This is a genomic window from Acidovorax sp. ACV02 (genome assembly GCF_014851475.1).
In the GTDB taxonomy this organism is placed as follows: domain Bacteria; phylum Pseudomonadota; class Gammaproteobacteria; order Burkholderiales; family Burkholderiaceae_C; genus Acidovorax; species Acidovorax delafieldii.
Genome location: NZ_JACUZU010000008.1, coordinates 208,168 through 223,663, shown reverse-complemented (window position 1 = coordinate 223,663; position 15,496 = coordinate 208,168). Strand labels below are relative to the sequence as shown.

The window sequence follows — 15,496 nt, the reverse complement described above, 5'->3', positions numbered from 1 at the left end:
TGATAGCTGCAGGCGCATATAAAACATGCGCCTGCAGCATTTTTGGCGCTTATTTCGTCCTTGGCGCACCAAACCCGCCGCCACCGGGAGTGTGAATCTCGAACACATCGCCCGGCGCCATCTCGGCCTGGCCGATGTGGTCCAGCAGCTCCACCCGGCCATCGCTGCGCACCACCTTGTTGATACCCACGGCACCCGGCTGGCCGCCCGCCATGCCAAACGCGCCATGGTGGCGCCCGTTCGACAAGATGCTGGCCGTCATCGGCTCCAGGAAGCGCACACGGCGCACGCCGCCGTCGCCACCTTTCCACTGCCCGGCACCGCCCGATCCCTTGCGGATCTCGTAGCCCTCCAGCCGCACCGGAAAGCGGAACTCCAGCACCTCGGGGTCCGTCAGGCGCGAGTTGGTCATATGGCATTGCACGACGCTGGTGCCACCAAAACCGCCCACCAGCTGCCCGTTGGCATCCCATACACCACCCGCGCCGCTGCCGCCCGAGATGGTCTCGTAGTACTGGTAGCGCGTGCTGCCAAAGGTGAAGTTGTTCATGGTGCACTGTCCTGCCGCCATCAGACCCAAGGCGCCGTACAGCGCATTGGTGATGCAGGTGGACGTTTCCACATTGCCAGCCACCACTGAAGCTGGTGGGTTGGGGTTGAGCATGCTGCCGGGCGGGATGATGACGTTGAGCGGCTTGAGGCACCCGGCGTTGAGCGGAATGTCGTCGTCCACCAGCGTGCGGAACACATACAGCACCGCCGCCATGCACACCGCCGTGGGCGCGTTGAAGTTGTTCGTCTGCTGCGCGCTGGTGCCGGTGAAGTCGATGGTGGCGCTGCGACTCGCTGCATCCACCTTCACGGCCACGCTGATCTGCGCGCCGTTGTCCAGGGGCAGCGTGAACGCACCATCCTTCAGGCGCGTGATGACACGGCGCACGGACTCTTCGGCGTTGTCCTGCACATGGCGCATATAGGCCTGCACCACATCGAGGCCAAACTCGGCCACCATGCGGCGCAGCTCCTGCTGGCCTTTCTCGTTGGCGGCAATCTGCGCGCGCAGGTCGGCCATGTTCTGCTGCGGGTTGCGGCTGGGGTATTCGCCGCTTTCCAGCAGCGCAATCATCTCGCGTTCCCGCAAGGTGCCGCGTTCCACCAGCTTCACGTTGTTGATCTGTACGCCCTCTTCTTCAATGCGCGTGGAGAACGGCGGCATGGAGCCCGGCGTGGTGCCGCCCACATCGGCGTGGTGGCCTCGGCTGCCCACATAGAACGTGGGCTCGGCCTCGTTGGCGATGTAGACCGGCGTGATGACCGTGATGTCCGGCAGGTGCGTGCCGCCGTGGTACGGGTCGTTGAGCACGAACACATCGCCGGGCTGCATGCGGCCCGCGTTCTCGCGGATCACGGTCTTGATGCTCTCGCCCATGCTGCCCAGGTGCACGGGCATGTGCGGCGCATTGGCGATCAGGTTGCCCGCGGTGTCAAACAGCGCGCAGCTGAAATCGAGCCGCTCCTTGATGTTGACCGAGTACGCCGTGTTCTGCAGCTGCAGCCCCATCTGTTCGGCAATGTTCATGAACAGGTTGTTGAACACTTCGAGCAGCACCGGGTCCACCGTGGTGCCCACGGCGTGCTGCACGGCGCGCGCCACACGGCGGTTGAGCAGCAGGTGGTCCAGGTCCGTCAGCGCGGCTTCCCAGCCGGGCTCCACTATTGTTGTAGCGTTCTTCTCGGCAATGATGGCCGGGCCGGGGATCACGTCGCCGGGACGCAAATCCTCGCGCACCACCAGCGCCGCATCGTGCCAGGCAGCGATTCCATCCACACCACCCGTGTACATGCGCACGGTGCTGCGGCGCGGCAACGTGCGGGCGGGCTGCAGCGCGTGGCGTGGCTCCACGGGGGCATCGCCGGGCACCACGGCCTCGACCGACACAGCCTCCACCACCAGGCCCTTGCCCTGCATGAGGAAGGCAAAACGCTGGCGGTAGGCGTTCTCGAACGCGGCGGTGATTTCGGCCAGCGAGCCAAACGGCACGATGAGTGCCGAGTCGCTGCCCTCGTAGCGCACATGCACGCGGCGGTGCACCACCGCAGTGCCCGCGCCCACCTGCTGGCGCTCCAGCTCGGTGCGCGCGGTGGTGGCCAGTTGCTCCAGCGTGGCCTCGATGCCGGGCAACGCGTCCGGCACGAGCTTGGTTTCCACCGCCTGTTCACGGATCACGTTCTGATCCGCCAGGCCCATGCCGTAGGCGCTGAGTACCCCCGCCAACGGGTGCACAAACACGCGCGTCATGCCCAGGGCATCGGCCACCAAACAAGCATGCTGGCCGCCCGCGCCGCCAAAGCACTGCAGCGTGTAGCGCGTCACGTCGTAGCCGCGCGCCACGCTGATCTTCTTGATGGCATTGGCCATCTGCTGCACGGCGATCTGAATGAAGCCATGGGCCACATCCTCGGCCTTGCGTCCGGTCTGTGTGGCGAGGCCTTCAAACTTCTGCGCCACCGCATCGCCATCCAGCGCCTCGTTGGCCGCGTGGCCAAACACCTTGGGGAAATGTGCAGGCTGGATCTTGCCCACCATCACGTTCGCATCCGTCACGGCCAGCGGGCCGCCACGGCGGTAGCTGGCGGGGCCAGGGTTGGCGCCCGCGCTTTCGGGGCCCACGCGGAAGCGTGCGCCATCAAAGCCGAGGATGGAGCCGCCCCCGGCTGCCACGGTGTGGATGCTCATCATGGGCGCGCGCATGCGCACGCCCGCCACCTGGGTCTCGAACTCGCGCTCGAACTCGCCCGCGTAGTGGCTCACGTCGGTGCTGGTGCCACCCATGTCAAAGCCGATGACCTTGTCGTGGCCCGCGAGCCCGGCAGTGCGCGCCATGCCGACGATGCCGCCTGCAGGGCCGCTCAGGATCGCGTCCTTGCCCTGGAACACCTGCGCATCCGTGAGGCCGCCCGACGATTGCATGAAGAACAGCTTCACGCCCGGCATATCGCTCGCCACCTGGTCCACATAGCGGCGCAGGATGGGCGACAGGTACGCATCCACCACCGTGGTGTCGCCCCGGCTCACCAGCTTCATCATGGGGCTGGTGGCGTGCGATGCGCTCACCTGCGTAAAGCCGATTTCGCGCGCGATGCGGGCGGCGGCTTCTTCGTGTGCGGTGTAGCGGTAGCCGTGCATGAACACGATGGCCGCGCTGCGCAGGCCCGCGTCGTAGGCCGCCCACAGGCGTTCCTTCAGGTGGGCTTCGTCCAGCGGCTCGATCACTTCGCCCTGTGCACCCATGCGCTCCTGCGCTTCGACGACGCGCTCGTACAGCAGCTCGGGCAGCACGATGTGGCGGTCAAACAAACGGGGGCGGTTCTGGTACGCAATGCGCAGCGCGTCCTTAAAGCCCTTGGTGGTGATGAGCAGCGTGGGCTCGCCCTTGCGCTCCAGCAGCGCGTTGGTGGCCACGGTAGTGCCCATCTTCACGCACTCCACCAGTTCGGGCGTCACGGGTTCGCCGGACTTCAGACCCAGCAGGTGGCGAATGCCCGCCACGGCTGCATCCTTGTACTGCTCGGGGTTCTCCGACAGCAGCTTGTGCGTGACCAAGTTGCCGTCCGGGCGCTTTCCCACCACGTCGGTGAAGGTGCCGCCCCGGTCGATCCAGAACTGCCAGCGGGACAAAGGAGAAACTTGTTGGGACATGATGATGCTATCTAATCAATAGCTGCCAGCGCATTGAATACCTGCGCTACAGCTGCATTTCATTCAAAAAATCAGAAACCAGGGGCAGGTTGTCACAGCGACGCTGCGGAGCGCGCTGCCTGGTCATACATGCCCGAGAGCACACGCAGCAAACGGGCCAGTTCGCCGATGTCGCGGTTGAGCGCGTCATCGGCATTCAAGGCATCAATGAGGCAGCTCTCGCGGATCTCGCGGTAGCGCTGCACATAGGCGCGGCCGGTGTCAGTGGCGGCGTAGGTGACTTCCTTGCCGTTCTTCTGCGAGGCGACCACGCCCAGGGTCTGCAGCTTTTTGAGCGAGTAGTTCACCAGGTGGGTGTCTTCCACGTTCATGATGAAGCAGATGTCGGCCAGTCGCTTGTCGCGCGCACGGTGCGTGACGTGGTGCAGCACCACCACGTCGAGCGGCGTCAGGTCCTTGAGACCCGCCGCCGCCATGCAGTGCACCACCCAGCGGTGGAACGCGTTGCCCGCCACGATGAGGCCGAACTCGAACTCGCTCATCTCTGCACTCTGCGCCGACACCAGATGCGCCGAAGACACGATGGGACCGGAGTCGGTTTTGGCCTTGGGCTTGGCGTCAGATTTCATGGCGGGTTCAGGCCTGCGGGTTCTGTCATTGGCACGGGATATGCATGGGGCATTGTAGGCAAGTCGATGGTAATTTGTTGGCAATTTGTCAGCGTTTAGGCAAAACACCTATCGCAATCGGATCGGCTTCCGATACAGTGATTTGTTACATCCAACCTTGTACATACAACCCTGCGGAGCAATATCCATGAAGCGTCGAATCTTCCCCGTGACCGCACTCGCCCTGACACTGGCTGCGGGCCTGTCTGCCACCTCGGCATTCGCCCAGACCAAGTGGGACCTGGCCGCCGCCTACCCCGCCACCAACTTCCACACCGAAAACATGGTGCAGCTGGCCAGCGATGTGGACAAGGCCACGGGCGGCAAGCTCAAGATCACGGTGCATGCCAACGCCGCGCTGTTCAAGGCCCCTGAAATCAAGCGCGCTGTGCAAGGCGGCCAGGCGCAGATGGGCGAGATCCTGCTGGCCAACTTCCAGAACGAATGGCAGCTGTTTGGCGTGGATGGCCTGCCCTTCCTGGCCGACAGCTACGACGCCTCCAAGAAACTCTACGCGGCCCAAAAGCCCTTCCTGGAAAAGAAGCTGGCTGAGCAGGGAATGATGCTGCTGTACGCCGTGGCCTGGCCTCCGCAAGGCATCTACACCAAGAAGCCGCTGGCCTCTGCCGCCGACCTCAAGGGCATCAAGTGGCGCGCCTACAGCCCTGCCACCGCGCGCATTGCCGAGCTGGTCGGCGCCCAGCCCGTGACGGTGCAGGCTGCGGAGTTCTCGCAGGCCCTGGCCACGGGCGTGGTCGAATCGACGATGACCTCGGGCGCCACAGGTGTGGACAGCAAGCTGTACGAACACCTCAAGTTCTACTACGACACCCAGGCCTGGCTGCCCAAGAACGCCGTGCTGGTGAACAAGAAGGCGTTTGACGCCCTCGACAAGCCCAGCCAGGACGCGCTGCTGAAGGCCGGTGCCGACGCCGAAGCACGCGGCTGGGCCAACAGTGCCAAAGTCAACACCGATACCGTCGCCAAGCTCAAGGCCAATGGCATGGATGTGGTGGCCCCACCGGCTGCCCTGAAGGCCGACATGGCCAAGGTGGGTGACACCATGCTCAAGGAATGGCTGGACAAGGCCGGCCCCGAAGGCAAGGCGCTCATCGACGCCTACCGCAAGTAAGCCCAGGCGCCCACGCACATGCGTCGTCTGCTGGACTTTCTGTACGACAGCGCCGCCGCCCTGGCGGCGCTTTTCATGGTCGGCTTGTTGGGGATGGTGCTGCTGTCCATCGCCAGCCGCCAGTTCCACTTCCACGTGCCGGGCACGGATGCCTATGCGGGCTATCTGATGGCCGCATCGGGCTTCTTGGCGCTCGCCCACACCTTGAAGCGCGGCGAGCACATCCGCGTCACGCTGTTTCTCAACTTTCTGAAGGGCGGCGCCAAGAAGGCGTTCGAGATCTGGGCTTTGGCCATTGCCACCCTGCTGGCCGTACTGTTCGCGGTGTACAGCTGCAAGCTGGCCTGGCAGTCGCACGAGTTTCACGACATCTCCACCAGCAGCGACGCCACGCCCCTGTGGATTCCGCAGATCGCCATGGCCTTGGGCACGGTGATTCTGGCGATCGCGTTCCTGGACGAGCTGGTGCTGGAGATGATGGGCAAGCGTGTGGATGCCTCCTCCGGCGAAGCATTGCGCAATGAATAAACCCGGCACGACCTACCATGAGTGATCTCGCCATAACCGGCCTGCTCGTACTGTCACTGTTCCTGATCCTGGGCAGCGGCGTATGGATCGGGCTCACCCTCTCCGGCGTCGCCTGGATCGCCATGCAGCTGTTCTCCGCCCGCCCGGCGGGCGATGCGATGGCCGTGACCATCTGGGGCAGCGCCTCCAGCTGGACCCTCACCGCCCTGCCCCTGTTCATCTGGATGGGCGAAATCCTGTTTCGCACGCGGCTGTCGCAAGACATGTTCAAGGGCCTGGCCCCGTGGGTCCAGGCGCTGCCGGGCCGGTTGCTACATACCAACGTGGTGGGCTGCACCATCTTTGCCGCCGTGTCGGGGTCCAGCGCCGCCACCTGCGCCACCATTGGCAAGATGACGCTGCCGGAGCTGACGCGCCGCGGCTACCCCGAGCACATGGTGGTGGGCACGCTGGCCGGTGCCAGCACGCTGGGCCTATTGATCCCGCCGTCCATCATCATGATCGTGTACGGCGTGTCGGCCGAGGTGTCGATCTCGCAGCTGTTCATTGCGGGTGTGCTGCCGGGCATTCTGCTGGCGGCGCTGTTCTCGGGCTACATCATGCTGTGGGCGCTGCGCCACCCCGAGCAGGTGCCTGCGGCCGATGTGCGCATGACCTTCATGCAAAAGCTGTCCGAATCCCGCAGCCTGATCCCTGTCGTGCTGCTGATCGCGGCCGTGCTGGGCTCCATCTACACCGGCTTTGCCACCGCCACCGAGGCCGCGGCCGTGGGCGTGGTCGGCTCGCTGGTGCTGTCGGCCGTGCAGGCCTCCATGACTTGGGGCACGTTCAAGGACTCGCTGATGGGCGCCACGCGCCTGTACTGCATGATCGCGCTGATCCTGGCTGGCGCCGCTTTTCTCACGCTGGCCATGGGCTACATCGGCTTGCCGCGCCACCTGGCGGAATGGATCGCGTCGCTGGGCTTGAACCAGGCGCAGCTCATCGTGGCGCTGGCGGTTTTCTACATCATCCTGGGCTGCTTTCTCGACGGCATCTCGATGGTGGTGCTGACCATGGGCGTGCTCATGCCCACGGTGCAGGCAGCCGGCATCGACCCCATCTGGTTCGGCATCTTCATCGTGCTGGTGGTGGAGATGGCGCAGATCACGCCGCCCGTGGGCTTCAACCTGTTTGTGCTGCAGGGCATGACAGGTCGCCAGCTGCCCTGGATCGCCAAGGTGGCCATGCCCATGTTCTTCCTGATGTGTGGCGCCGTGGCGTTGATCTATGTCTTCCCCGGCATCGTGACCTGGCTGCCGCAGCAGATGTCGGCGCGCTGAACGCACCTGCCGCCAGCAGGCACAGCCAAGCGGGGCGCCCCCACCGGGGACGCCCCGCTTGGCGTTTTGAGGGATGGAGAGGAGCCAGTCCGACGCTCCAAAAATCCGGCGACAATGGCCCGATGTTGAACGTTCTTGCCATCTGCATCGGCGCCTGTGTGGGCGCACTGGCGCGCTGGCGCCTGGGTCTGTGGCTCAGCCCCGGGGGGCTCATTCCCTGGGGCACGGTGGCCGCCAATCTGGTGGGTGGCTATCTCATCGGGGTGTGCGTCGCTGTGTTCCACGCCATGCCGCAACTCGACCCTGTGTGGCGACTGGCACTGGTCACAGGATTCCTGGGCGCTCTCACCACGTTTTCCAGCTTCTCGGCCGAAGTCGTCGAGATGCTGATGGTGCAGCGCTATGCCATGGCGCTGGGCACCACAGCACTGCACCTGCTGGGCTCCCTGGGCCTCACGGTGCTTGGCATGCAAACTGCTTCGTATTTCATAGCATCACGCGCTTGATGTTCCTACACTAGCACGTCATTTCTTCATTCATTCACGCCACACTGCATGGGCCCTCACCCGCTGCTGCCGGTGCCGCCCCTTTCTTCTCTGTTCATCTACCGATACGCGAGCCCCTCATGGAAGCCAACACCCAACTCAACGAACGCCGCCTGGCCGATGCCTGGGCCGAGCTGCACAACCACGCCCACAACGGCAACCCGCTGCAGGCCGATGCCAACCGCATGGCCTTCGCCGACCCCGAATTCATGTTCCGCCGCGAAACCCGGGGCATCCGCTTTCAGCTCGAAATGCTCAAGCCCGACCTGGGCCAGGCCGAACAAGGCATTGAAAGCACTGTGGTGGTGTACGGCAGCGCGCGCTTTGTCGCACCCGACGAAGCCGCAGCACAGCTAGGCGAGGCCGAAGCCAGTGGCGACGCCGAACGCGTGCGCCGCGCACGCCTGGCCGTGCGCAACGCAGGCTATTACGACCTGGCCCGCCAGTTCGCCAAGCTGGTGGCCGACTACAGCGAACGCCAGCGCCCTGCCGACCGGATCTACATCTGCACGGGCGGCGGCCCCGGCATCATGGAGGCCGCCAACCGGGGCGCCCACGATGCGGGTGCGCTGAACGTGGGCCTGAACATCGCCCTGCCCCACGAGCAAAGCGGCAACCGCTTCATCTCGCCCTCACTGTCCTTCAAGTTCCACTACTTCGCACTGCGCAAAATGCATTTCATGATGCGCGCCAAGGCGCTGGTGGCCTTTCCTGGCGGCTTTGGCACGCTGGACGAGCTGTTTGAAGTGCTGACCCTGGTCCAGACCAAAAAGGCCAAACCTGTACCCATCGTGCTGTTCGGCACCGACTACTGGAAGCGCCTCATCAACTTCGACGTGCTGGTGGAAGAAGGCACCATCTCTGCACAGGACCTCAACCTGTTTCACTACACCGATGACCCTCAGGAGGCCTGGGACTTGATCCGGGCGTTTTACAAGCTCTGACGGCCAACATAAGGCGGGACGGGTGCCTGAAGCACCTACCTACCCCGCAGGGCTCTCTTCATGGGTTGCGCCCCATCAGCCAGGCCTGGCGAGAGCCTAGCCCCACAGCGCAACCCACCACCCAGAACAGCCCTCCCACCCCAATCACGGCCCCCGCAGAGCCAAACAGCATGGGCATGAGCACGCTGGATGCGTTGATGGCCATGAGCCGCAGGCCCAGTGCTTCGCCATGGCGGGCCGGCGGCGTGATCTGGTGCAGCAGGCTCATCACCATGGGCTGTACCGAGCCCAGTGCAAACCCGAGCAGCACCGAACACGCGCCCATGGCCAGCGCGCTGTGCAGCAGCGGGTAGACGCCAAACAGCATGGCCGTAGCGACCATGGCGCCCGCCACCACCACCCGTTCGCGCAGGCGCTCTGCCACGATGGGCATGAGCACGCGGATGACGGCAGCGGCAATCGCAAACGCCCCCAGGATGGAGCCAATGACGGACGCTGACAGGCCCCGCTCGTGCCCCAGCAGCGGGACCACGAAGGTGTGCACGTCCCAGCACGAGGACAAGATCCAGTTGACCAGCAGCAAGCGGCGAAACGGAGGTTCGTTCATCAGGTCCCACGCGCGCTGCGGGGGGCCGCCCGCGGCGGCAATCACGGGCGGCAGCTCTACCGTGTCTCGCACCCAGAACCAGGTGAGCAGGGGCAACACCGCCATCAGGGCAAAGGCGGCGCGATAGCCCTCGGTGCTGCCCGCCGCACTGCCCGCGTTGTCGATCATGAGCCCCGCGCAGAAAGGCCCGATGAAGTTGGACACCGCAGGCCCGATGGCCAGCCAGCTGAACACTTGCTTGAGCTGCGTGGCGTCGTGCGCAGCGCGCCCCACGTGGCGCTGCAGTGCAATGGTGGCGGCTCCGGTGGCGCCACCGGTCATCAACGCAGCCACACACAACACCGGAAAGACGGGGAACACCAGCGCCAGCGCAGCCCCTGCCGATGCAAGGGCCACCGCGTAGCCCACGGGGCGCTTCAAGCCGTGCCGGTCCGCATAGCGCCCTGCGGGCAAGGCCAGAAAAACCTGCGTGAGTGCGAACAATGCCAGCAACACCCCCACGGCTGCTGCACTGTGGCCCTCGCGCAGCGCCAGCAGTGGCGCCGCCAGTCGCATGCCCGCCATGCAGGCGTGCACGCAGATCTGCCCCGCAATCAGGCGCGCCAGGGCCCAGTTCACGGCAGGTCGTCCTCGGAATCCAAACCGGGCAATGCCGATGAACTGGCCCCTGCCAGCGGCACGGCTGTGTCGGGCGCAGGCAGGTCCTGCACATCCCGCAGCTTGCGCTGGATGGCGCGGGTGCGCACACCTACCTCGTCAAACTTCTTGGCTGCGGCGTCAATGGACTTTTTGGTGGCCTCGACCACGTCGCCAAACTTGGCGAACTCGGTCTTGACCATGCCCAAGAGGCTCCACACCTCGGACGAGCGCTTTTCAATCGCCAGTGTCTTGAAGCCCATTTGCAGGCTGTTGAGCATGGCGGCCAGGTTGGCCGGGCCGGTGATCATCACGCGGCACTCGTTCTGCACGGATTCGACCAGGCCGGGGCGGCGCATGACTTCGGCAAACAGGCCCTCGGTGGGCAGGTAGAGCACGGCGAAGTCGGTGGTATGTGGGGGCGACACATACTTGGCAAAGATCTTCTTGGCCTCCAGCTTGATCGACGTCTCGAACGCATTGCCTGCCGACTGAATGGCTGCCTTGTCGGCCGCGTCCTGCGCGTCCAGCAGGCGCTGGTACTGTTCCACGGGGTACTTGGAGTCGATGGGCAGCCACACAGGGTGCTCGTCGCTCTTGCCGGGCAGGCGGATCGCAAACTCCACCAGCTCATCGCTGCCCGGCACGGTCTTGACGTTGCGCGCAAACTGGTCGGGCGTGAGCACGTTGTCGATGATGGCGCCGAGCTGCATTTCGCCCCAGGTGCCGCGCGACTTCACGTTGGTCATCACGCGCTTCAAGTCGCCCACGCTGCCTGCCAGGGTCTGCATTTCGCCCAGGCCCTTGTGCACTTGTTCGAGCCGGTCGCTCACCAGCTTGAACGATTCGCCAAGGCGCTGCTCCAGCGTGGCATGCAGCTTTTCGTCCACCGTGCGGCGCATTTCTTCGAGCTTGGTGGCGTTGTCGGCCTGGATGGCGGCCAGGCGCTCGTTGAGCGCGGTGCGCAGCTGCTCGGCGTTGTGCTGGCTGCCCTGCACCAGCCCGGTGAGCTGCTGCGACACGGCGTCTTGCAGCACCGCAAACTGGTTCTTGATCTGAAAGCCGTTGGCTTCGAGCTGGTCCTTGAGCGCTTGCGACATCACTCCCAGCTGCGATTGGGTATCCCCCTTGAGCGAATCGAGCGTGAGGCGTGTGGCCGCATCCAGGGCCGTGAGGCGCTGCTCCAGCCGCGCCTCGAATACGCCAAAGGCAGCCAACAGCTCGGCGCGGCCGTTGCGGGATTCGGCCACGGCCTGGGCCAGGCGTTCGTCCACGGCGTGGCGCAGTGTCTCCAGCGTGGACTGCGTGGTCTGGGTAAAACCACGCAGCTGCTGCCCCATGCCGTCCAGCGCGCCATCATTCTTGGCCACCGCAATCTGCGTCGCCTGTGTGGTTTGCTCCAGCGACTGCAGGCGTGCCAGCCACTCGGGTGGCAGATCCACGCGGGGACGGCGCAGCAACAGCACCACCAGAAGGACCAGCGCCAGTGCCAGCGCCGCCAGGAGAACAAGTGTGTCAGTGGCCAAGGTTTACTATATTTTTGATAGCTATCAGCGCATGATTGACTAGCGCATCCGGTCGATTGGACCCAAAATCCCGCATCAACGCAGGGTGGCGGGCTGATTCACCGGCGTGAGCGGCCCCCGCCCGTCAAAGAAGGCAATCAGGTTATCCGCCGCCAGGTTGGCCATGGCGCGCCGGGTCGGCACCGTGGCGCTGGCAATGTGCGGCGTGAGCACCACGTTGGGCACGGTCAGCAGGTCGGGGTGCACGCTGGGTTCACCCTCAAACACATCCAGCCCCGCCGCCGCAATGCGACGCTCGCGCAGGGCCACAGCCAGCGCGGCATCATCCACGATGCCGCCACGCGCAATGTTGACGAGCGTCGCCGTGGGCTTCATCAACGCCAGCTCGGCCGCGCCGATGGTGTGGTGCGACGCGGGCGTGTAGGGCACCACCAGCACCACATGGTCTGCGGTGCGCAGCAACTCGTCCTTGCCCACGTAGGTGGCCTTGCATTCGGCCTCCAGCTCGGCCGACAGGCGCGAACGGTTGTGGTAGACCACCTTCATGCCAAAGCCGTGCGCGCCGCGCTTGGCAATGCCCTGCCCGATGCGGCCCATGCCGATGATGCCCAGCGTGCTGCCGTGGATGTCGCTGCCCGCGAACATGTCGTAGCTCCACTTGGTCCACTTCCCGGCACGCAGGTAATGCTCGCTCTCGGTCATGCGGCGGGCCGTGGCCATCAGCAATGCAAAGCCGAAGTCGGCGGTGGTCTCGGTGAGCACATCGGGCGTGTTGGTGCCCAACACACCCGCGGCGGTCATGGCATCCACGTCAAAGTTGTTGTAGCCCACGGCCATGTTGGCGCAGACCTTGAGGCGCGGCGCAGCGGCCAGCAGTGTGGCATCGATGCGCTGGCTGCCGGTGGTCAGCACCCCGTCCTTGTCGGCCAGGCGCGCAGCCAACTCTTGCGGGGTCCAGATCACGTCGTCGGGGTTGGCCTCCACGTCAAAGTGCTCGCGCAGGCGGTCCACGATGTCAGGAAAGATCGCGCGGGCGACCAGGATGCGGGGTTTGCTCATAGCGCTCAAAACTCCTGTCAACGGAACCAGATGAAAGTCATGACGATAAAGAGCGGCACCAGAATGCCCCCCGACCACAGCATGTAGCCGAAGAAGCTGGGCATCTTCACGCCGCGGTCTTCGGCAATGGCCTTGACCATCATGTTGGGCGCATTGCCGATGTAGCTGTTGGCACCCATGAACACCGAGCCCGCCGAGATGGCGGCCAGCGTGGGGGCCAGGGTGGTCATCAGCACGGCCGGGTCGCCCCCGGCGGTGTTGAAGAAGACCAGGTAGGTCGGCGCGTTGTCGAGGAAGGAGCTGAGCAGCCCGGACGCCCAGAAGTACATGGCGGGGTCAGGTGTTCCGTCCGGCCGCGTGACGGCGGACACCACGGCACCAAAGGGGCCATTGACGCCCGCCTTGAGCATCGCGATCACCGGGATGATGGTGAGGAAGATGCCCGCAAACAGCTTGGCCACCTCCTGCATGGGGCCCCAGCTGAACTGGTTGTCTTCATGCACCTGCTTGGGCGTTATGCGCAGGGACACCAGCGCCACGATGATCAGGCCCACGTCCCGCACGATGCCGGGCAGGCCCACCTCGGCCCCGGCGATGGTGAACGCCACCTGCGACTTCCACAGGCCGCTGAGCAGCACCAGCACCACCACCACGCCCAGCAGCGCAAAGTTGGCCTTACCGTCAAAGCCGATGGCTTTGGTGTCGGGCGTGGGGTCGGCCCTGAGCACCTCTTCGCGCCGGTGGTAGTACCAGGAATCCATCACGAAGAAGATGGCCAGCAGCGAGCCCACCAAAAAGAGGGTCTCGGGGAAGATGTGGCTCACCGTCCAGAAGAAGTCCACCCCCTTCAGGAAGCCCAGGAACAGCGGTGGGTCACCCAAGGGCGTGAGCGAGCCCCCGGCGTTGGACACGATGAAGATGAAAAACACCACCACATGCGCTGTGTGCTTGCGGTTGTCATTGGCGCGGATCAACGGGCGGATGAGCAGCATCGACGCCCCCGTGGTGCCCATGACGCTGGCGAGCACCGCGCCAATGGCGAGGATGGCCGTGTTGAGCGCCGGGCTGCCATGCAGGTTGCCCCTGATGTAGATGCCCCCCGCCACGGTGAACAGCGCGGTGAGCAGGATGACGAACGGAATGTATTCGGCCACCAGCGCGTGGACAAAACTTGCGCCCGCTGCGCCCGGTCCAAACACCAGCGCAAACGGCACCAGGAAAGCCAGCGCCCAGCCGGCAGCAACCTTGCCGAAGTGGTGGTGCCAGAAGATGGGCGCCAACAACGGCATCAAGGCAATCGACAGCAGAATGCCGGCAAAGGGCACGCCCCACAGCACTGACAACGCACTGCCATCAATATCGGCCGCCAGTGCCAGTCCCGGCAACGCCGCCAGTAGGCCGGCCACTGCCAGCCCGCGCGAAAATTTCATGGTTCTTGTCTCCGTCTCATTGCTAAAAATCAGGGGACGCAGGGCCATGGCACCTGCGGGGCACGGTCACACCGGCGAAGGGATATCAAACACCTGGCGCAGGTAGGCCAGGTACTTCTCGTCATCGCACATGCCCTTGCCGGGCGTGTCTGACAGCTTGGCCACAGGCTGGTCATTGCAGCGCGTCATCTTGATGACGACCTGCAAAGGCTCGTGGGCTGGCGGACTACCGAGGTCGTTGGTCAGGTTGGTGCCGATACCAAACGCGAGCTGGCAGCGACCCCGGAACTGCTGGTACAGCTCGATGGTGCGCGGGATGGTGAGCGCATCGCTGAAGATCAGCGTCTTGGTCAGCGGGTCCACGCGGTTCTTGCGGTAGTGGTCCAGCAAGCGTTCACCCCAGGCAAACGGGTCGCCGCTGTCATGGCGGGCACCGTCGAACAGCTTGCAGAAGTACAGGTCGAAGTCGCGCAGGAAGGCGCTCATGCCGTACACGTCCGACAGCGCAATGCCCAGGTCACCCCGGTATTCCTTGGCCCACATCTCGAAGCCAAACACCTGGCTATCGCGCAGCCGCGGGCCCAGCGCCTGGCAGGCCTGCAGATATTCGTGCGCCATGGTGCCCAGGGGGGTCACGCCCAGCTTCATCGCGTAAAGCACGTTGCTGGTGCCCGCAAACTGCCCGGGACCTGCGGGCGCACCTGGGCGGCGGTCCCCGGTGCCGAGGCGTGCCACCAGCACGCGCAGCACTTCCTCGTGCCAGGCGCGCGAGAAGCGGCGGCGCGTGCCGTAGTCGGCAATCTTGAGGTCGGACAGGCCCTCGCCCTGCAGCAGCGCAATCTTGGCATCGAGACGGCGGCGGCCTTCCGGAAAGTCGGGCACCTTCTGCGTGTTGCGAAAGTACACCTCGTTGATGATGGCCAGCACCGGGATCTCGAACAGGATCGTGTGCAGCCAGGGCCCGCGGATGGTGATGTCGATTTCACCGTTGTGCTGGGGCACCACGGTGATGTACTTCTCGTTGAGCTTGAACAGGCCCAGAAAGTCCACGAAGTCGCTCTTGATGAATCGCAGCGATCGCAGGTAGGCCAGCTCGGCATCCTGAAACTGCAGGCTGCACAACGAACGGATCTCGTCGCGGATCTCGTTGGCAAACGGCGCCAGCTGCACGCCGGGGTTGCGGCACTTGAACTTGTACTCGACCTGCGCCCCGGGAAACTGATGCAGCACCACCTGCATCATGGTGAACTTGTACAGGTCGGTGTCGAGCAGGCTGGTGATGATCATGGACAGGGCACGCCTCAGAAACCGCGCACGCTGGGCACGCGATGCTCCGGCCGCAGACCGGACAATAAAGCCGCAAAGTGTAGGCCATCACGGCGCCCGGTGCGCGGCGCTG

Annotated in this window: 12 protein-coding genes; 5 read left to right on the top strand and 7 right to left on the bottom strand. The window is 64.7% G+C overall.

Features of this window, described 5'->3' with window-relative positions; all coding sequences use genetic code 11:
• Nucleotides 1–49 precede the first annotated feature (49 nt).
• Together IB236_RS20050 and IB236_RS20045 are read right to left on the bottom strand one after the other, a co-directional pair.
• Nucleotides 50–3,700, bottom strand: coding sequence for a hydantoinase B/oxoprolinase family protein (locus IB236_RS20050; protein ID WP_192421917.1), 3,651 nt, complete (start codon nt 3,698–3,700; stop codon nt 50–52).
• A gap of 92 nt (nt 3,701–3,792) precedes the next feature.
• A complete protein-coding gene (locus IB236_RS20045; protein ID WP_056063673.1) occupies nt 3,793–4,329 on the bottom strand; it encodes a winged helix DNA-binding protein in 537 nt (178 codons plus the stop codon).
• A 187-nt stretch (nt 4,330–4,516) separates the two neighbouring features.
• Between IB236_RS20045 and IB236_RS20040 the strand changes: the two genes are divergently transcribed.
• The 5 genes from IB236_RS20040 to IB236_RS20020 all read left to right on the top strand — a co-directional run bounded on the left by IB236_RS20040 (nt 4,517) and on the right by IB236_RS20020 (nt 8,839).
• The gene (locus IB236_RS20040; protein WP_056746370.1) at nt 4,517–5,500 is read left to right on the top strand and encodes a TRAP transporter substrate-binding protein; all 984 of its coding nucleotides are present in this window, start codon (nt 4,517–4,519) and stop codon (nt 5,498–5,500) included.
• 18 nt (nt 5,501–5,518) lie between these two features.
• On the top strand, nt 5,519–6,028 hold the full coding sequence (locus IB236_RS20035) for a TRAP transporter small permease (protein ID WP_192421916.1): 510 nt from the start codon (nt 5,519–5,521) through the stop codon (nt 6,026–6,028).
• Between the two features lie 17 nt (nt 6,029–6,045).
• On the top strand, nt 6,046–7,350 hold the full coding sequence (locus IB236_RS20030; protein WP_192421915.1) for a TRAP transporter large permease: 1,305 nt from the start codon (nt 6,046–6,048) through the stop codon (nt 7,348–7,350).
• A 122-nt stretch (nt 7,351–7,472) separates the two neighbouring features.
• Complete coding sequence (crcB, locus tag IB236_RS20025; RefSeq protein ID WP_121942719.1) at nt 7,473–7,856, top strand: fluoride efflux transporter CrcB; 384 nt, start codon at nt 7,473–7,475, stop codon at nt 7,854–7,856.
• 119 nt (nt 7,857–7,975) lie between these two features.
• Nucleotides 7,976–8,839: a TIGR00730 family Rossman fold protein gene (locus IB236_RS20020; protein WP_056746378.1), complete on the top strand. Its 864-nt coding sequence runs from the start codon at nt 7,976–7,978 to the stop codon at nt 8,837–8,839.
• Between the two features lie 58 nt (nt 8,840–8,897).
• Here IB236_RS20020 and IB236_RS20015 read toward each other — a convergent pair whose 3' ends face one another.
• The 5 genes from IB236_RS20015 to pncB form a co-directional block, all read right to left on the bottom strand.
• On the bottom strand, nt 8,898–10,064 hold the full coding sequence (locus IB236_RS20015; protein WP_192421914.1) for an MFS transporter: 1,167 nt from the start codon (nt 10,062–10,064) through the stop codon (nt 8,898–8,900).
• On the bottom strand, nt 10,061–11,608 hold the full coding sequence (rmuC, locus tag IB236_RS20010) for a DNA recombination protein RmuC (protein ID WP_192421913.1): 1,548 nt from the start codon (nt 11,606–11,608) through the stop codon (nt 10,061–10,063). Before rmuC ends, IB236_RS20015 begins: the two co-directional genes overlap by 4 nt.
• A gap of 75 nt (nt 11,609–11,683) precedes the next feature.
• A complete protein-coding gene (locus IB236_RS20005) occupies nt 11,684–12,667 on the bottom strand; it encodes a D-glycerate dehydrogenase (protein WP_192421912.1) in 984 nt (327 codons plus the stop codon).
• A 17-nt stretch (nt 12,668–12,684) separates the two neighbouring features.
• Complete coding sequence (locus tag IB236_RS20000) at nt 12,685–14,097, bottom strand: sodium:proton antiporter (RefSeq protein ID WP_192421911.1); 1,413 nt, start codon at nt 14,095–14,097, stop codon at nt 12,685–12,687.
• Between the two features lie 66 nt (nt 14,098–14,163).
• Entirely contained in the window at nt 14,164–15,384 is a 1,221-nt protein-coding gene (gene pncB, locus IB236_RS19995) for a nicotinate phosphoribosyltransferase (protein WP_056063706.1), read from the bottom strand.
• Nucleotides 15,385–15,496: the final 112 nt, after the last annotated feature.

Excerpts from the sequence above, each read along its gene's own strand:
- IB236_RS20050 (WP_192421917.1), bottom strand. The coding sequence starts at position 3,700 with ATGTCCCAACAAGTTTCTCCTTTGTCCCGCTGGCAGTTCTGGATCGAC.
- IB236_RS20005 (WP_192421912.1), bottom strand. The coding sequence starts at position 12,667 with ATGAGCAAACCCCGCATCCTGGTCGCCCGCGCGATCTTTCCTGACATC.
- IB236_RS20035 (WP_192421916.1), top strand. The coding sequence starts at position 5,519 with ATGCGTCGTCTGCTGGACTTTCTGTACGACAGCGCCGCCGCCCTGGCG.
- IB236_RS20040 (WP_056746370.1), top strand. The coding sequence starts at position 4,517 with ATGAAGCGTCGAATCTTCCCCGTGACCGCACTCGCCCTGACACTGGCT.
- IB236_RS20020 (WP_056746378.1), top strand. The coding sequence starts at position 7,976 with ATGGAAGCCAACACCCAACTCAACGAACGCCGCCTGGCCGATGCCTGG.
- IB236_RS20045 (WP_056063673.1), bottom strand. The coding sequence starts at position 4,329 with ATGAAATCTGACGCCAAGCCCAAGGCCAAAACCGACTCCGGTCCCATC.
- IB236_RS20030 (WP_192421915.1), top strand. The coding sequence starts at position 6,046 with ATGAGTGATCTCGCCATAACCGGCCTGCTCGTACTGTCACTGTTCCTG.
- IB236_RS20000 (WP_192421911.1), bottom strand. The coding sequence starts at position 14,097 with ATGAAATTTTCGCGCGGGCTGGCAGTGGCCGGCCTACTGGCGGCGTTG.
- crcB (WP_121942719.1), top strand. The coding sequence starts at position 7,473 with ATGTTGAACGTTCTTGCCATCTGCATCGGCGCCTGTGTGGGCGCACTG.
- pncB (WP_056063706.1), bottom strand. The coding sequence starts at position 15,384 with ATGATCATCACCAGCCTGCTCGACACCGACCTGTACAAGTTCACCATG.